Origin of the sequence: Moorena sp. SIO3H5, assembly GCF_010692395.1 — a bacterium.
Lineage (GTDB): Bacteria > Cyanobacteriota > Cyanobacteriia > Cyanobacteriales > Coleofasciculaceae > Moorena.
The window spans coordinates 1-16704 of sequence record NZ_JAAHHS010000149.1 but is presented as its reverse complement, the minus strand read 5'-3'; the positions used below and the strand labels follow the sequence as shown (position 1 = coordinate 16704).

Genomic DNA, 16704 nt, shown 5'->3' with positions numbered 1-16704 from the left:
TGGAAAAATAATGAATGGTTTAATGTTTTCTTCTGATAATTCTAATGATTATGTGGAATACATTATATTTCCTTCCGAACAAAATTTGGTACTATCAGAAAAAGAATTTGCAATTCATAAAATGTTTTACTTAGTCAGGAATCATCTAAAAATATTTAAAGGGGAGACAAAAGAGTTTTGGAAAGATATTGAACCCAAGGGTAAGCGTTTTATGATTTTAGGTATGAACGATGGAAATTATGTAAGAAACTCTGGTAAACATGGTGAAGAGTTATCAGCCGATGATGTTAATGGTAAATTTGTCATTCTAGATGGTATAGATTACAAGAGTAGAAATCCTGACCATGTAATTGGTTATTTGGAAGTTTGATATTATATAGCATTTCTCATGTTAGCTGTCAGCTGTAAACTATCAGCCGTCAGCTTTTGAGTGATAGCTGAATGAATGCTTACCTTTCTTCCCCACTCCCGATTCCCGATTCCCGATTCCCGATTCCCCATTAACAATTCTCATGAACAATACAAGTCATAAACTCGCCTCCTATGTTGATTCCTTAAGACCAATCATTTATATCAATCATTTTGATTTCCATGCTACTGATTTGCTGATTAAGGAGATTGCTACAACAGCTAAAGTTTATGAATATAATGATGCTGGTGGTCATGTTGATTTTGATACCAAAAATTCCAAGTCTAACTTTGACTTAGAAACCTTCTTGTCAGCTTTTGATAATAATGAAAGTGGAGAGAGTTTTCTGGTACTCAAGGATATTCACTTTTATTTAGATAATCCCAAAGTCATTGCTCTGCTCAAATCAATTGCCCTCAAGACCCTATACAAGGATAATTTTTATACCACTAGTTTTATTGTTGCTAGTCAATTAGTTATTCCGGCTGAACTTGATAAATTGATTACGGTCTTTGATGTCCCTATTCCCAATCTTAATCAAATTAGAGGAATAATTAAACAATTTTTGCAGGATTTACAATTTGATATGACTGACAATGTCATTGAAGAATTATCCTTATCCTTTAAAGGATTAAGTAAATTTGAAATTATCCAGATATTAAACCTATCCTATCAACAGGGTGGCTGTATAGACAAAAATGATAAGCAGCTAATCATCCAAGAAAAAGAACAAATTATCAAAAAATCTGGCACCCTTGAAATTCTTAATTTCAAAGAAACACTAGATGATGTTGGAGGGCTTGATAATCTCAAGTCCTGGCTGACTAAAAAAGCTAACATATTCAAAAATCTCGACCAAGCTATCAAATTTGGAGTGGACATACCTAAAGGTATGATGCTAATTGGGATGCCTGGGTGTGGCAAAAGTTTAGTAGCCAAAGCTACTTCTCATCTATTTGAAGTTCCTCTACTGCGGCTAGATATTGGTAAACTATTTGGTAAGTATGTGGGAGAGAGTGAAGAAAACTTAAGTCGGGCAATTAAAATAGCTGAGGCGGTTAGTCCTTGTATTTTATGGATAGATGAAATTGAAAAAGCCTTTGCTGGCATTGGCGAAAGTGGAGGCGCAAGTGATATCACCACCAGATTATTTGGTAATATTTTAACTTGGATTCAAGAGAAAGAAAACACTGTCTTCATTGTGGCTACCTCTAATGATATTTCTAAACTTCCGGCTGAATTTCTCAGAAAAGGAAGATTTGATGAACTGTTCTTTGTAGATTTTCCTAATGGGGATGAGCGCAAAAAAATATTTGAAATTCATCTAAAAAGGAGAAATAAATGGAATAAGATGATTGATATAATTAGCTTGCTACAAGAAACCGATGGTTATAGTGGTGCTGACATTGAAGCTGTTGTTAAAGAAACCATAGAAAATGTTTTTCTTGATCCAGAAAAAGATACAGTGACAACAGATGATTTGCTTGCTGTCATTAAAACCACCAAATGTCTTTCAGAATCTCTCAAAGATAAAATAGATAAAATCAGAAAGTCTTTATCTAAGATGAATGTTAAGCCAGCAAGTGAGATTAAGAAAGTGAAGCCAGGAAGTAAAAAAAAATAATTCCTGATCACCTATCTAGGGCTACGCGCAAGTCAGAAGTTAGAAGTCAGAAGTCAAAAGTAAGCTATAACTAGGTTTGCTGAGTTTAGGAGCGATGCAGCGCGGTCTTGGGGTTCCCCCCATGAGCAACTGGCGTGGTTTACCCCATGAGCGACTGAATCAAGACAATGTCCTAATCTAAATCCGTAGTGCTATATTTTAACAATAAATCAATTGTGATATTTTTTTTCTCTGTTCCCTGTTCCCTGTTCCCTGTTCCCTGTTCCCTACTCCCTACTCCCTACTCCCTTCGTTATATTACCAAAAACCCCGCTTCCCAGTAGGGAGTACTGTTGTCCAATTAGTCTTAGCTTGGGCCAACTGTTCTTGAGTAACTTTGGCATTAGAAAGATTTGCCCCACACAAGTTTGCTCCCCGCAGATTAGCATTTTCGAGATGAGCATAACTAAGATTTGCCCCACGCAAGTCTGCTCCTGCCAAATTAGCTTTTTTCAGGTAAGCTCGACCCAAATTAGCATTGCGTAAGTCCGCTTGATGGAGGTTAGCTTCCCCAAAATTGGCACTGGATAAATCCGCTCCCTTCAAACTAATATTTAACAGTTTTCCCTGGCGGAAAATTATCCCAGATAGCTGAGCATTATTAAGGTTAAGTCCCCTCAAATCTTTAGCCGCAAAGTCTCTTCTGCCACAGCCGTAAGCTTTTAATAACCTTTCGGCATCCCACTTGGCATTACCCTTCGACTTGCCTGTGGTGGTACTCCTACTACCGCTCAAAGCTGTAGAATCCCTGTAACTGGTAAAACCTCCACCGTTTTTAGGTTCTGATCTTCGACCATTGCTCCATCCCCGACGCTCCCGGAATGCTCTAATTTTCTCTGCCATTCTTCTCGATTGAGCTGACGACGGGGATGAATAACCATTCACGGAAGCCAAATCCCCTGAGTTGAAGTTAGAATTAGCCTCATCAAGGGGTTTTGACACTAAGCTTTTGTTTAAACTCTCCAGATATGGCTCTAGGTCAAGAGCTCTAAGGATGTCTTCTGAGCACTGATAGCGATAACGGACAGAAGACTCCAACATTTTTCTTAAAACCTTAGCAAAGTGGTCACTAACGCTGACAAAAGTCTGCCAAACTATTTCTCCAGTAGAAGGATTATAATCGAGATCTTTGGGAGATTTACCCGTCAACAAATAAAGGCAAGTAACCCCCACTGCATAGATATCGCTAGCATAAACCGGTCGCAATGCCATTTGTTCAGGAGGAGCAAAGCCTGGAGTTCCTATAGCATAATTTGTCAATACTGTGTCTGACGAGTTGGAGGGATTGGTTTGGCGGTTTTTCACAGCCCCAAAATCAATCAATACCAGTTTGCGGTCTTGCTCACGACGAATTATATTCGCTGGTTTAATGTCCCGGTGAATTACTCTTTTCTGATGAATATATTGCACCAGTGGTAGAATTTCACTTAGAAATTGTTTAACTCCTTCTTCCGAGAAGGAACCAGAGCGTCTGACTTGCTGTTGCAGTGTCAAACCGCTAATATATTCCTGAACCAGATAAAACTGCTGATTGTCTTCAAAGTAATCTAATAACCGTGGTAATTGGGGATGATTCCCAATTTCTCCCAAGGTTCGGGCTTCTCGTTCAAACAGATCCCTTGCCATCGGTGAAATCTCTGAGCTTGTCGCGCTTGGGCGGAGTTGTTTGATTACACAGGTTGGCTTACCAGGCAAGGATTCATCTGTTGCTAAGAAAGTTGCTCCAAATCCGCCTTGACCGAGTGGTTTGATCACACGATAGCGGTCAAGTAATAATAATTTAGAACTGCACGCCTGACAAAAGTCGGCGTGTGGTGGGTTTTTTGCCTGAGTGCAGGTAGGATTTAGACAGTAGCTCATTCAGCCTTACTGATGTTGCGCATGCCCATACTGGAACTAAAACTTTTGCTCGGAGCACCTGAGCAGAAAAGATGATTTATAGTCTTTTACTTTTCTTTATTTTCTGCAAAATGCCTCTTACTACCCCCTTAGTTAGACAACTATTCCGGTTAAACCTGATCCTCAACCAGGATACCCTATTTTTTGTATCCATCTAAGGGTCGAAAAGACAATTTTGAGTTAAGTAAAGGGTGATTAAAGTAAAACGTATATGAAGCTACCTATATTTTAGAGCGTTTATTTAGCATTGACCATAGGTAGTAAACTTTTGTCAAGCGTTAAAGGGTTATGCCCATCACAATAGAAACATATTTTGGTGGAAGGGAAGCTATCAGCTATCAGCTATCAGCTATCAGCTATCAGCTATCAGCTATCAGCTATCAGCTATCAGCTTATGGGCATGCTACTTGAGGTACCATTGGTCTTTGGTCACGCTAAGGGAACAGCTTTTGAATAAAATAAGCTGTTCGCGCAGCGTGAGCCTAAAGCTCACGGCTGTTCGCGTAGCGTGGCCAAAGGCCAACGGCTGACTGCTAAATGCTTACGGTGGAAGTAACGGGCAACTTGCACCTTATTTATTACCTTAGATTAGAGTTCAGCAAAAAAATTTAGGAGTCCATGCGTATATCGTTAAACTGGCTGCGAGAACTAGTAGAAGTAACTCTGACACCAGAAGAGCTAGCTCAAACCCTAACTATGGCTGGGTTTGAGGTAGAAGATATTGAAGACCTGGGAACCCTGGCCGATGGCGTGGTGATTGGCAAGGTTCTGGAGGTAGAGCCTCACCCTAATGCAAATAAGCTTCGGGTCTGTCAAGTTGATATTGGTGGGACTGACCCATTGAATATTGTTTGTGGTGCGTCCAATGTCCGACCAGACATTTACGTGCCGGTCGCGACCATCGGAACCTACCTACCAACTATTGATTTGAAAATTCGCGCCTCAAAACTGCGCGGTGTTCGTTCAGAAGGGATGATTTGTTCCCTAGCAGAAGTGGGCTTGGCCAAGGAATCTGCTGGCATTCATATTTTCGAGGCAGAAACTATACCCCTAGGCAGTGATGCTCGTCCTTTACTGGGGTTAACCGATACCATTCTTGATGTTACGTCTACTGCTAATCGGGCCGATGCTCTAAGTATGGTGGGCGTGGCTAGAGAAGTAGTGGCCTTAACTGGGGCATCATTAACCTTGCCAGAAACTGTTGAGGTGTCTATTCCCAAAAAATCCGATGCCTTGACCTTGAAAGTATCTGAACCCAAAGCTTGTCCCGCCTATATTGGCACTGTGATTGAAGGGGTTAAGATTGCTCCTTCTCCCGATTGGTTACAACAGCGCTTGGAAGCCGCTGGAGTGCGACCGATTAATAATGTAGTGGATGTCACTAATTACATTCTCTTGGAATGGGGTCAGCCTCTCCATGCCTTTGACCGGGAACGCTTGCAAGCTGTTGCTGGTGCAGAAAACCTGACCATTGGTGTCCGCTTTGCTAACAGTGGGGAATCCCTGACTACTCTTGATGGTCAAACCCGTTCCCTGGAACCACAAGCGTTACTGATCACAGCTAAGGACCAACCCGTTGCGATGGCTGGGGTTATGGGTGGGGAACCCACAGAAGTGAACGAGAACACCCAAAGTATTGTTTTGGAAGCAGCACTGTTTGATCCAGTTACTGTTCGTCGTTCTTCCCGTAGTCAAAGCATACGGACAGAATCATCTACCCGTTATGAGCGTGGTGTCAATCAAGCAGAATTGGATATTGCTTGTAAAAGAGCGATCGCATTAATTACTGAGTTAGCTGGTGGTACTCCCACAACCCAGAGTATTGCTGACCAGCGCCCTGACCCCTCTACTTGGGCACGTTCCATTGAGTTACGTCTTGACCGTGTCAATAAGATTTTAGGGCCAGTTCATCACTCAGAGGAGCTTGGGCAAATCCTGCCAGAAGATGTGGAACGAATCCTGACTGCCCTCGGATGTCAACTACAACCGATAGGATCGGAGGATTCTTCCCAATGGAAAGTGACTGTACCCCCCTACCGCTACCGGGATTTAGAGCGGGAAATTGATTTAATTGAGGAAATTGCCCGTCTCTACGGCTATGACAACTTCTGTGATAGCTTACCAGACAAGACTGAACCAGGTTATCTATCTGCTGAGGAATTTTTAAAGCGAAAACTGCGATCGCAATTCCGTGCAGTTGGGTTGACCGAATTAGTCCAGTATTCCTTGGTCAAGCCAGAGGAACAAAACCAAATTCCTCTTGATAATCCCCTGTTTACAGAATACTCATCCCTACGCACGGATTTACTATCAGGGCTTATTGATGCCTGTCAGTACAATATCGAGCAAGGCAACGGTGTACTCAACGGTTTTGAAATTGGTCGGATCTTCTGGCGAGCCGAAGAGGGTTTCGCAGAAGCTGATGCTATTGCCGGGATTTTAGGGGGAAATATCACCCAAGGTAACTGGGTCACGGGAGGGCATTCCGAACCTATGACCTGGTACGAGGCTAAGGGAGTACTAGAGAGAGTGTTTTCCCGTTGCGGCCTAACAGTAGAATACCAACCAGACCACAGCGATCCCCGTCTTCACCCAGGACGCACTGCATCCTTGTGGTTGCAAGGTGAAAAATTAGGCAAATTTGGGCAGTTGCACCCCCAGCTAAGTTCAGAAAGAGGTTTTCCCGATCAGGTTTATGTATTTGATTTGGACTTGGATCTAATTCTAGAGGCTCTTGATCGCGATGAAATTCTGACTCCCCGGTTCCAAGTATATTCCACCTACCCAGCCATTGACCGGGATATTGCGTTCTTTGCCCCACTACAAGTCTCAGTGGCAGAAATCGAACGTTCAACCCGGAAAGCTGGGGGGAATTTGTTGGAGTCAGTGCAATTGTTTGATGAATATAAAGGAGAGTCTGTTCCTGAGGCACAGAGAAGTTTGGCATTTCGGCTAATCTACCGTGCTAGCGATCGCACTCTTACTGATGCAGAAGTCGAGCCAGTGCATCAGAAAGTGCGAGAAGCCCTAGAGGAAAAATTTGGGGTTAGCCTAAGAAGTTAAACGAGCTTTGAAGTTAAACGGTTAAAGGATGAAGTATTCATACTTCATCCTTTAACCTTAATTCATCTCGTCATAAAGTTCATCTAGGTTCTGGTGCTGAGTACGCCGGGAGCGACGGCGGTATTTTTTTGTTTCTAGCTTAGGTTCGTATTGACGCCGACCAGAAGCTTTAATTTTTAACTTCATACTGGATTCGATATCAGCTTTTTGCTTCAAAGCCTCTTGCCGTGCAATCACTTCTGCTAAAAAATCCAGATAATGCTGGTACCGTTCCCAGTCTCCTCGCACAGCACAGTTTGGCTCATCCCGATGTAGGCAATTACTGAATTGACAGCGGTGTTGGGCTAAACGCTCTGTTGCTTCTGGAAAGTAATGGATTAAATCCTCAGGAGAACAAGTCAAGTCAGGCTGATTGAATCCGGGGGTATCTGCCAAAAAACCACCTTTAGGCAATTCAAATAATTCCACGTGCCTAGTGGTGTGGCGTCCTCGACCCAGTTTACCAGTCACTTCTGCCACCCGCACCGTTGTTGCTGGAATCAGATAATTAATTAGACTCGATTTACCAACACCGGACAGACCAGCCATAACGCTGATTGTCTGACTCAACAGGTCAGTCAGTTGTGCTAAACCAGTACCATTATGAACGCTGATCAAGACTGGCTGATAACCCCATGCTTCCAGACGCTGTTGCCAATGCTGCTGTTGCTGTGGTGTTACTAAATCACGTTTATTCAGACACAAAGAGACCTTGAAACCAGTAGATTCTGCCTTCACCAAAAACCGACTCAGCTGATAAGCATCCAGGGTCGGTTCTTCCAGAGCAAAAACCACCAGAATTTGCTGAGCATTGGCAATTGGTGGGCGGTCGAGCTGGCTTGTCCGGGGCAGCACGTCAGCAATCACCCCTCGTCCACCAGCCCAGTCAGGTTCCTCTACTAGAACCCGGTCTCCCACCATGACTTGCTGGCCAATTTTTTTCAACCGGGCTCTACGGGTACATAAGAGGGTTGGAGGTTGTAGGTTATTTGCTTGAAGGTTATCTTCACGACCTACAACCCCCAACTTGTCAACCTTCAACTGATCTAAACGCACCTGATAGAAATTTGCCTGAACCGCCAGCACGGTACCCAGCCAACGGGTTGACAAGTTTGACGAATTAGTGTATTCTAATTCAATCATGAAGATGCTGGTGTGGACGACGCACCTTCAGAGCAAAATAGCGATCGCGTTCTTCAACACCCTCTATGGGGTAACCCTCCATAGTCAGACTATCAGGAACCTGTTCAATGGGTTCTCCTGGGTCGAGCCACACTTCTAATAGGGCACCTGGAGCCATTTTTTCTAGATAGAGTTTAGTGCGAACAAAGTTAATCGGGCAAGGGGTACCCCGCAGATCCAGTTGATCATCAGGTAATGAACTCATCTGCGAGGAGGCTAGTCCACTCATGAGCCAAACAACCCTCCCAAGAATCCTTCGATACCACCTTTACCAGTGCGCTCACCCTTAATTTTCGCTAGCTTCTCTAGCAATTCCCTTTCGTCAGGGCTAATCCGAGTGGGGATATCCACCAAAATCGTGATTAGGTGATCGCCCCGACTGACTGGGTTACCCAATTTGGGGACACCGTGATTCTCTAAAGTTAATACAGTATTGGGTTGAGTACCGGGTGGAATAGTTAATTCCACTGGACCGTCTACTGTCTCTGCTTCGATAATACAGCCTAAAATTGCTTGTAAATAGCTAATTTTCATTTCAGACAGAATGTTAATGCCATCCCGCTGAAAGTTGCTGTCTTCGTTTACAAATAGATAAACGTATAGGTCTCCTGGTGGACCAGCACGTAATCCAGCATCCCCTTCTTTAGAAACCCTTAGCCTGGTGCCATTATCTACTCCTGCTGGAATAGTGATTTTCAGTTTTTTGGTTTCTTGTTTACGACCAGCACCACCACAGGCTTCACACTTATCCTCAATGATTTGCCCTTCACCGTTACAGGTAGGACAGACTGAGACCTGGGTGAAACTACCAAAGGGGGTACGAGTAGCACGCCGTACTTGACCTGAACCGTTACAGGTTGGGCAAGTGCGGGGTCGAGTTCCTGGCTTTGCCCCTGTGCCGTTACAGACTTGACAAGTTTCTAGGTGAGGAATGCGGATTTCCTTTTCACCACCGAATATAGCTTCCTTGAAAGCCAGCTTCAAGTCTAGTCGCAGGTCGTCACCACGCACCGGGCCACTACGCCGACGACCACCAGTTTGCTGACCCATACCACCAGCAAACCCGCTGAAGAAGCTTTCAAAAATATCAGCAAAGCCCATATCACCAAAATCTGAGTAGGCTGCTCCCGCAGCTGAGGAAACACCAGCTTCCCCAAAACGGTCATATCTTGCTCGAGTTTCTGGTTCTGATAGGACTTCGTAAGCCCGGTTAATTTCCTTAAAGCGCTCTTCAGCTCCTGGTTCTTTGTTAACATCTGGGTGGTACTTCCGTGCCAAGCGACGGTAAGCACGTTTAATTTCATCTTTGTCGGCATCACGAGAGACACCAAGCAGATCATAATAGTCAGCCATAGAGCGCTGATCGGTCTTCCATTTACATAGTGGGGGCTATTGTTATTCCTCAGGTTATTGCTATCAAAGCACAAAGAGCGCATTTCAGCATTACCTGCATCCTATATCATTGTCTATCAAAAAAATCAGCTAATTGCCACCTGCTTCTGTGAGCATACTCTCGCGGTCAGCTTGAGCTAGTCAAAGGAGCGAATTGAATTATCTATCTTTTAGGGAGCTGTTGCCGTAATCAACAGCTTCGTAGTCAACATCTACTTCTAAGGTTTCATCATCAAAATCAACCACAAATTCTCCTAAAGCATCTGGTTCTATTTGGGTGGAGTCGTTTGAATTGGACTCTTGAAGTGTTTCGTCAGACGCGATAAATTCCGGGTCTGACCCCATGCTGGCACTCGCGTAAATGATCCCCCCAATTTCCAAGACAGTTTTCTGCAAAGTTTCAATAGCTTCTTTCACCTCCTCGACCTCAATTGAGGGGTCTGTCATTATGGTGTCTAGGTGCTGCTTTTGTTGATCTGCTTGCTCCTTTAGTCCTTGAGCCTGAAGGTTAGCGCTAATCAATTCCCCATGGTCTTTGATAGTAGATTCATAGTTATATAGTAAGCCATCGGCTTGGTTTTTCAGTTGCACCAATTCCATGCGACGGCGGTCTTGGTCAGCATAGTCTTCTGCCTCACGGCGCATCCGTTCCACTTCCGCTGGACTTAATCCACCCGTATTGGTAATCACAATACTTTGCTCTTTCCCAGTTCCTCGATCACTGGCAGCGACTTTAAGAATGCCGTTGACATCGATTTCAAAGGTAACTTCAATTTGAGGGACACCACGGGGAGCTGGGGGAATACCAGTTAGCAGGAATTTTCCCAGGCTTTTGTTATCTCTAGCCATTGCCCGCTCCCCCTGCAATACGTGGATTTCTACGGAGGTTTGTCCATCAGTAGCTGTGGAAAATACCTGGGACTTACTGGTAGGAATAGTAGTATTGCGCTCGATAATTTTGGTGAACACTTCTCCTAAGGTTTCTATACCCAGAGACAGGGGAGTAACATCCAGTAGCAGGACATCTTCTACTTCCCCGCCCAAAACACCAGCTTGAATTGCTGCACCCAATGCCACAGCTTCATCAGGGTTAACCGAACGATCAGTAGCCTTACCATTAAAAAACCTTTTAATAGCATCCTGAACCGCCGGGATACGGGTTGAACCCCCTACCAGTAAAATCCGGTCAATGTGCTCTGGCTTGAGGTCACTATCTTTGAGCGACTGCTTGACCGGTTCTATAGTTGCGTTAATCAGCTCCCTGGATAGTTCTTCAAACTTAGCCCGGGACAACTCCATCTCTAAGTGTTTTGGTCCTGTTTCATCAGCAGTAATGAAGGGCAAGTTGATGGGGGTGGCTACCATGCTAGACAGTTCAATTTTTGCCTTTTCCGCCGCCTCTCGCAAACGCTGAAGAGCCATTTTGTCTTCGGTGAGATTGATGCCCTCTTTGGCTTTAAAGTTTTGAACCATCCAGCGGACAATCACATTATCGAAGTCATCTCCCCCCAAGTGATTGTTACCAGAAGTTGCCTTTACTTCAAAGACCCCATTCCCCAGTTGCAGAACTGAGACATCAAAGGTACCACCACCCAAGTCAAACACCAAGATAACTTGGTCTTGATCCAGCTTATCTAAACCATAGGCGAGAGCAGCAGCAGTCGGTTCGTTTATAATGCGCAACACTTCCAATCCAGCAATGGTACCCCCATCCTTGGTGGCTTGCCGTTGAGCATCGGTAAAGTAGGCAGGAACTGTGATCACAGCTTTAGTGACTGAGTCCCCAAGAAAGGTTTCAGCATCAGCCTTGAGCTTTTGTAAGATCATGGCCGAGATTTCCTGAGGGGTATACTCTCGATGCCGAATCTTTACATCTACCGTCTCATCACGACCCTTAACACAGGTATAGGGGACACGGGAACGCTCTGTAGCGGTTTCATCCCAACGACGTCCGATAAAGCGCTTGATACTGTAGACACTGTTTTCCGCATTGGTGACTGCTTGACGCTTGGCCAGTTGACCCACCAGGTGCTCCCCTGACTTGCCAAATCCCACAATACTCGGTGTGGTTCGCCCACCTTCCGAGCTAGAAATGACTATGGGTTTACCTCCTTCTAAGACAGCAACACAACTATTGGTTGTGCCTAGGTCGATGCCAATAACTTTTCCCATAGGGTTGCGGCTTAACGGTTATGTTAAGTTATTTTACTTTTATTTTTGGTTGAGTTGGTCAGAATAATAGAACTTCCCTTGGTGCGTTCGTCCCTTTTCGTAGGATGGTCAGAGACTGACACCAAAGGAAGGTTAACCACTCAATCGCAGCTAATTTTCTGCCTCAGCAGATTTCTGAGCTTCCGAGGTTTCCTGTGGTTCTGCGGCAGCAGCTACTTTCACCATAGCGTGACGTAACACCCGCTCCCCAAGCAAATAACCCCGCATTAGCTGTTCTATCACTACTCCTTCTTGATAGTCATCCGTTGGTTCTCGCATAACCGCTTCGTGGAGATTGGGGTCAAACTCTTGCCCTTCGGGTCGCATCGCAGCAACCCCAAGGCGCTTGAGACTGTCTACCAGCTGTTTATAAACACCTTGATAGCTTTTGTGAATCGACATTTCCCCATCATTTTGAGGCTTAATTTGGGTGCGCGCCCGTTCAAAGTTATCTACGACTGACAATAACTCAGTGATGGTGTTTCCTTTAACTTGATGTTCCAAGTCTTCTTTCTCTTTAGTTGACCGTTTACGGAAATTCTCAAAATCTGCCGCAATCCGGATGTATTGAGATTTAAAGGAGTCACATTGCTGAGTTCGCTCTTCTAGTTGAGCTTTCAGGGCCTCATTTTCCTGCTTGATGGTTTCTAGAAGTTTGGAATCATCCTCCGTAGGTGATTCATCGGTAGTAGCTGTTGCAGCTACCTCGGTCTGGGCTTGGTCTACCGACTCTGACTCAGATGCTTCCGCAGCAGGGGGTTCAGTTGGTTGTGCTGCTTCAGAGTTGACCTCTGAGTCAGAGGCTACCGCTACCGCTTCCACCTCAAGATTGTCTTCGAGTACCGTAGTGGACTCTTCGTTTGTCTCCTGCGAAGTGTTATCTGACTGTTTTGCTTCGTCAATCATGCTCCACTCATCCCAATTCAATAGACTGCTAGTTTATCTATTAATTCTTACTAGCCAACCAATTTTCCAGCAAATTTTTTAAACTAACCACGTTCAGTCTAAGACTATAGCATGGCTTTCTAACCTGATTGAGAGTTGTTGCGACCTTACACTTACCTCAACTGTGTCGTCTGGCACGGTCTTCGTTAGCAACAATGCGGGTCTTGGGCAGGGTCGCCGATCTCGCTCATATCCTTATGGCCTGTACCCTTACGCTCGCCACCTACTGTGGTTTTTCCACGGACTGTCTTTGATGGTGCTACTTCCGTTTGCTGGTCTTGTTGCATACTTTGGCTGGCCTTGTTGCATAGTTGAATGTTATGGCTAAATCGGTCATTAACCAAAATCTACCATCTGTGATTGTGAACCACCTTGAGCGAGTAGGGTTTGATAAGAATTATACAGCGAATGAGTTTACTGAGTTTTTATGATGTATAATCCTATATTTAGCTACGAGATATTATCCTAGTCCGTCAATCTAACTAAAAGGTAAAAATAAGGGAGTCGCAGCCACTCCTATGTTAGTTAACATAAGGCTTTTGGGAATATTGTGTAAAGTAAGGAGAGCTCCTATTCCGTCATGACTTACTCCTCATCTCAACGACGCGCCCTAGTAGTCCGTAACGATTTTTCTCCCTTTGGAAATAAACTTATTCAGGCTGGTTACGTTAATGTTGACCAGATGCAGCAAGCTTGGCTGGAAACTCGCAAGTCCGGAAGACCCCTGACGGAAGTCATCGAAGCAATGACCGGACGTCAGTTACCACCTGATTTGATCCGCCAATACAAGAAACAGCAGTTGTTTGAACTGAAAGTTCTGTTTGGTGTTGAGTCTCTAGATCCGGAAATTAGTGATATTTCTACTCAGCAAGTCGGTGGCTTGATCGAAACCCTGATTCCCATTGATATTTGCCGTCGCTATCACCTGCTCCCCATATCTAAGCATGAAACTGAGCCACCATCGGTTTTGGTGGCAATGGTTTCTCCTGATGATTTAGAAGCCCAGGATGATTTGAATCGGATTCTACGACCTCAGGGAATCAAGTTGCAACGGATGGTCATCACTAAGGAAGACTATCAGCACATCATTAGTCAGTATCTTGACGATCAGTTGGCACGGCAAAAGCAACTAGATCAACAAAAATCCGTAGATGTAAAGGAGGATTTAGAAAATTTAGGCTCATTCGATACTTTACAGGATGCCCCAGAGGAAGCGGAAGCAGACCTAGATTCGTCTTTGAATGAGGCAGGGGGGGCTCCGATCATTAACCTGGTCAACAAAATCCTGGCTAAGGCTTTACAAGAAGGGGTTTCTGACATTCATATTGAACCCCAAGAGGAGCAGTTGCGGGTGCGCTATCGCAAAGATGGGGTACTGCGTCAAGCCTTTGATGCTTTACCACAGCGAATACATACAGCGGTGGCGGCTCGTTTCAAAATTATGGCAGATCTCGACATTGCTGAAAGACGCTTACCCCAAGACGGTAAAATTCGGCGTATGTTCCAGGGGCGCAAAGTTGACTTTCGGGTCAATACCTTGCCCAGTCGTTATGGGGAAAAGGTGGTTCTGCGGATCCTAGATAACGAATCCACCCAGTTGGGGTTGGATAAGTTGATCACAGACCCAGACACTTTAGAATTGGTCAGGGAAATGGCTAAGCGTCCCTTTGGATTAATTTTGGTGACTGGTCCAACGGGATCGGGGAAATCAACCAGCTTGTATTCAATTCTGGCAGAACGTAATGATCCTGGGGTGAATATTAGTACTGCAGAAGACCCGATTGAGTATTCGTTACCTGGGATTACCCAAGTCCAAGTTATTCGGGAAAAAGGCATGGATTTTGCCTCAATTCTACGAGCCTTTCTGCGCCAAGACCCGGACGTGATTCTGGTGGGTGAGACCCGAGACAAAGAAACAGCTAAAACCGCGATTGAAGCAGCTTTGACTGGTCACCTAGTATTGACTACTCTACACACTAATGATGCGGCTGGTGCGATCGCTCGTTTAGATGAAATGGGTGTTGAACCCTTCATGGTTTCCGGTGCCTTGCTGGGAGTGTTGGCTCAACGATTGATGCGGCGTGTTTGTTCCAGTTGCCGCATTTCTTACCAACCAAGTTCTGCGGAACTAGCCCGCTATGGTCTGTCTGCTTCTAGGGATGGGGAGATTACCGTCTATCGCGCCAATACCCTAACACCGGAGCAAATTGCTGAAGCTAGGACACAAGGTACACTCTGTAAAACCTGTAATGGTATTGGTTACAAAGGACGGGTTGGTGTTTATGAAGTGATGCGCATCACTGAGAACCTGCAAGGCTTAATCAACCAAGGAGCTCCCACGGAGAGGATTAAGGAAGCTGCTGTAGAGGAAGGGATGATCACCATATTAGCCTATAGCTTGAATTTGGTACAGCAAGGTTATACCACCTTTGAAGAAGTGGAACGAGTAACCTTTACTGATTCCGGCTTAGAGACAGAAATGAAAGCTAAGCGCAAGAGTTCTCTAACCTGTACCACTTGCTCAGCTCAATTGCAGCCGGAGTGGCTAGACTGTCCTTACTGTATGACACCGCGTTTCCAAAATTAAATTAGTTATTAGTCAATTATTAATAACTAATTGGCTATTTGATTTTGAGTAATAAGTAATCACTAACTACTACTGAGGTTTTTAAGGGAGACAAAATTATGGAACTAATGATTGAAGACTTGATGGAACAGATGATCGAGATGGGGGGGTCAGATATGCACATCCAAGCGGGTGCGCCAGTCTACTTCCGCGTCAGTGGTAAACTCCAACCCATCGATGACGAATCCTTGAACCCTCAAGCCTGTCAGCGATTGATTTTCAGTATGCTTAACAATTCACAGCGTAAGGAATTGGAGCAAAACTGGGAACTTGATTGTTCTTATGGTGTTAAGGGGTTGGCTCGTTTCCGTGTCAATGTTTACAAAGAACGGGGTTGTTATGCGGCTTGCTTGAGGGCGTTGTCTTCCAAGATTCCTAATTTTGACAAATTGGGTTTACCGGATGTGGTGCGGTCGATGAGTGAACGACCAAGGGGAATGGTATTGGTCACTGGACCGACTGGTTCTGGGAAAACCACTACCCTAGCAGCCATGATTGATTTAATTAACCGCACAAGGGCAGAACATATTCTGACAGTGGAAGACCCGATAGAATATGTGTTTCCTAACATCAAGAGCTTGATTCACCAACGTCAAAAAGGTGAAGATACTAAGACCTTTGCCAATGCTCTGAAGGGGGCACTGCGGGAAGACCCGGATGTGATTTTGGTGGGTGAAATGCGGGATATGGAAACTATTGGTCTCGCTATTTCCGCAGCTGAAACTGGTCACTTGGTATTTGGAACGCTACACACTAACTCAGCTGCTCAAACCGTAGACCGGATCATTGATGTGTTTCCATTTGGACAGCAAGCTCAAATCCGAGCTCAGCTCTCTAACTCTTTGATTGCAGTATTTAGTCAATGTCTCGTACCCAAGAAAAATCCTAAACCCGGTGAGTTTGGTCGGACTATGGCTCAGGAAATCATGGTAGTGACACCTGCTATTTCTAACCTGATCCGGGAAGGAAAAACGTCTCAAGTGTACTCTGCTATCCAAACCGGTGTGAAATTAGGAATGCAGACCCTGGAACAAGCTTTAGCGGGTCAGGTGAAATCTGGCTTAATCTCCTTGGAAGCAGGACTTAGTAAAAGTTCTAAACCCGATGAATTGCAACGTATCGTTGGTGGTTCTGCAGCGATGAATTCTAAGGGCGGTAGAGCAAAGGCGACCCGCTAGTCGTAAGCTATCAGCTATCAGCTTAAGCGCTACGCGCACGCTACGCAAACAGCTATCAGCTATCAGCTAATGCGCTACTTGAGGTGCTACTTGATGA

At 44.8% G+C, this 16704-nt stretch carries 12 protein-coding genes; 5 read left to right on the top strand and 7 right to left on the bottom strand.

The window, feature by feature from the left end; all coding sequences use genetic code 11:
- Positions 1–370: hypothetical protein (locus F6K52_RS17360; RefSeq protein WP_293079875.1), on the top strand; the 370-nt coding region annotated here is incomplete at its 5' end.
- Between the two features lie 2 nt (positions 371–372).
- Here the strand turns inward: F6K52_RS17360 and F6K52_RS17355 are convergent.
- Positions 373–501, bottom strand: coding sequence for a hypothetical protein (locus F6K52_RS17355; RefSeq protein WP_293079872.1), 129 nt, complete (start codon positions 499–501; stop codon positions 373–375).
- An 11-nt stretch (positions 502–512) separates the two neighbouring features.
- Between F6K52_RS17355 and F6K52_RS17350 the strand changes: the two genes are divergently transcribed.
- Positions 513–2033 (top strand): AAA family ATPase, encoded by a 1521-nt coding sequence (locus tag F6K52_RS17350; RefSeq protein ID WP_293079869.1) that lies wholly within the window; start codon positions 513–515, stop codon positions 2031–2033.
- Positions 2034–2330: 297 nt separating this feature from the next.
- On the opposite strand, the gene F6K52_RS17345 is transcribed toward F6K52_RS17350, so the two are convergent.
- Positions 2331–3932, bottom strand: coding sequence for a serine/threonine-protein kinase (locus F6K52_RS17345; protein WP_293079866.1), 1602 nt, complete (start codon positions 3930–3932; stop codon positions 2331–2333).
- 657 nt (positions 3933–4589) lie between these two features.
- On the opposite strand from F6K52_RS17345, the gene pheT reads away from it, so the two are divergent.
- Complete coding sequence (pheT, locus tag F6K52_RS17340; RefSeq protein ID WP_293079864.1) at positions 4590–7034, top strand: phenylalanine--tRNA ligase subunit beta; 2445 nt, start codon at positions 4590–4592, stop codon at positions 7032–7034.
- A 57-nt stretch (positions 7035–7091) separates the two neighbouring features.
- On the opposite strand, the gene rsgA is transcribed toward pheT, so the two are convergent.
- The 5 genes from rsgA to grpE form a co-directional block, all read right to left on the bottom strand.
- A complete protein-coding gene (gene rsgA, locus F6K52_RS17335) occupies positions 7092–8216 on the bottom strand; it encodes a small ribosomal subunit biogenesis GTPase RsgA (protein ID WP_293079862.1) in 1125 nt (374 codons plus the stop codon).
- Positions 8209–8460 (bottom strand): sulfurtransferase TusA family protein, encoded by a 252-nt coding sequence (locus F6K52_RS17330; protein ID WP_364418222.1) that lies wholly within the window; start codon positions 8458–8460, stop codon positions 8209–8211. Before F6K52_RS17330 ends, rsgA begins: the two co-directional genes overlap by 8 nt.
- Positions 8461–8480: 20 nt before the next feature.
- A complete protein-coding gene (gene dnaJ / locus F6K52_RS17325; RefSeq protein WP_293079860.1) occupies positions 8481–9608 on the bottom strand; it encodes a molecular chaperone DnaJ in 1128 nt (375 codons plus the stop codon).
- Between the two features lie 198 nt (positions 9609–9806).
- Positions 9807–11819, bottom strand: coding sequence for a molecular chaperone DnaK (gene dnaK / locus F6K52_RS17320; RefSeq protein ID WP_293079858.1), 2013 nt, complete (start codon positions 11817–11819; stop codon positions 9807–9809).
- A gap of 150 nt (positions 11820–11969) precedes the next feature.
- Positions 11970–12764, bottom strand: coding sequence for a nucleotide exchange factor GrpE (gene grpE / locus F6K52_RS17315; protein WP_293079856.1), 795 nt, complete (start codon positions 12762–12764; stop codon positions 11970–11972).
- 619 nt (positions 12765–13383) lie between these two features.
- On the opposite strand from grpE, the gene F6K52_RS17310 reads away from it, so the two are divergent.
- Together F6K52_RS17310 and F6K52_RS17305 are read left to right on the top strand one after the other, a co-directional pair.
- Positions 13384–15390 (top strand): GspE/PulE family protein, encoded by a 2007-nt coding sequence (locus tag F6K52_RS17310; protein WP_293079854.1) that lies wholly within the window; start codon positions 13384–13386, stop codon positions 15388–15390.
- Positions 15391–15488: 98 nt separating this feature from the next.
- Positions 15489–16607: a type IV pilus twitching motility protein PilT gene (locus tag F6K52_RS17305; RefSeq protein ID WP_293079850.1), complete on the top strand. Its 1119-nt coding sequence runs from the start codon at positions 15489–15491 to the stop codon at positions 16605–16607.
- Positions 16608–16704: the final 97 nt, after the last annotated feature.

Coding starts and splice junctions, on each gene's coding strand:
- dnaK (WP_293079858.1), bottom strand. CDS start 11,819: ATGGGAAAAGTTATTGGCATCGACCTAGGCACAACCAATAGTTGTGTT.
- F6K52_RS17350 (WP_293079869.1), top strand. CDS start 513: ATGAACAATACAAGTCATAAACTCGCCTCCTATGTTGATTCCTTAAGA.
- F6K52_RS17310 (WP_293079854.1), top strand. CDS start 13,384: ATGACTTACTCCTCATCTCAACGACGCGCCCTAGTAGTCCGTAACGAT.
- F6K52_RS17330 (WP_364418222.1), bottom strand. CDS start 8,460: ATGAGTTCATTACCTGATGATCAACTGGATCTGCGGGGTACCCCTTGC.
- F6K52_RS17345 (WP_293079866.1), bottom strand. CDS start 3,932: ATGAGCTACTGTCTAAATCCTACCTGCACTCAGGCAAAAAACCCACCA.
- pheT (WP_293079864.1), top strand. CDS start 4,590: ATGCGTATATCGTTAAACTGGCTGCGAGAACTAGTAGAAGTAACTCTG.
- grpE (WP_293079856.1), bottom strand. CDS start 12,764: ATGATTGACGAAGCAAAACAGTCAGATAACACTTCGCAGGAGACAAAC.
- rsgA (WP_293079862.1), bottom strand. CDS start 8,216: ATGATTGAATTAGAATACACTAATTCGTCAAACTTGTCAACCCGTTGG.
- F6K52_RS17355 (WP_293079872.1), bottom strand. CDS start 501: ATGGGGAATCGGGAATCGGGAATCGGGAATCGGGAGTGGGGAAGAAAG.
- dnaJ (WP_293079860.1), bottom strand. CDS start 9,608: ATGGCTGACTATTATGATCTGCTTGGTGTCTCTCGTGATGCCGACAAA.
- F6K52_RS17305 (WP_293079850.1), top strand. CDS start 15,489: ATGGAACTAATGATTGAAGACTTGATGGAACAGATGATCGAGATGGGG.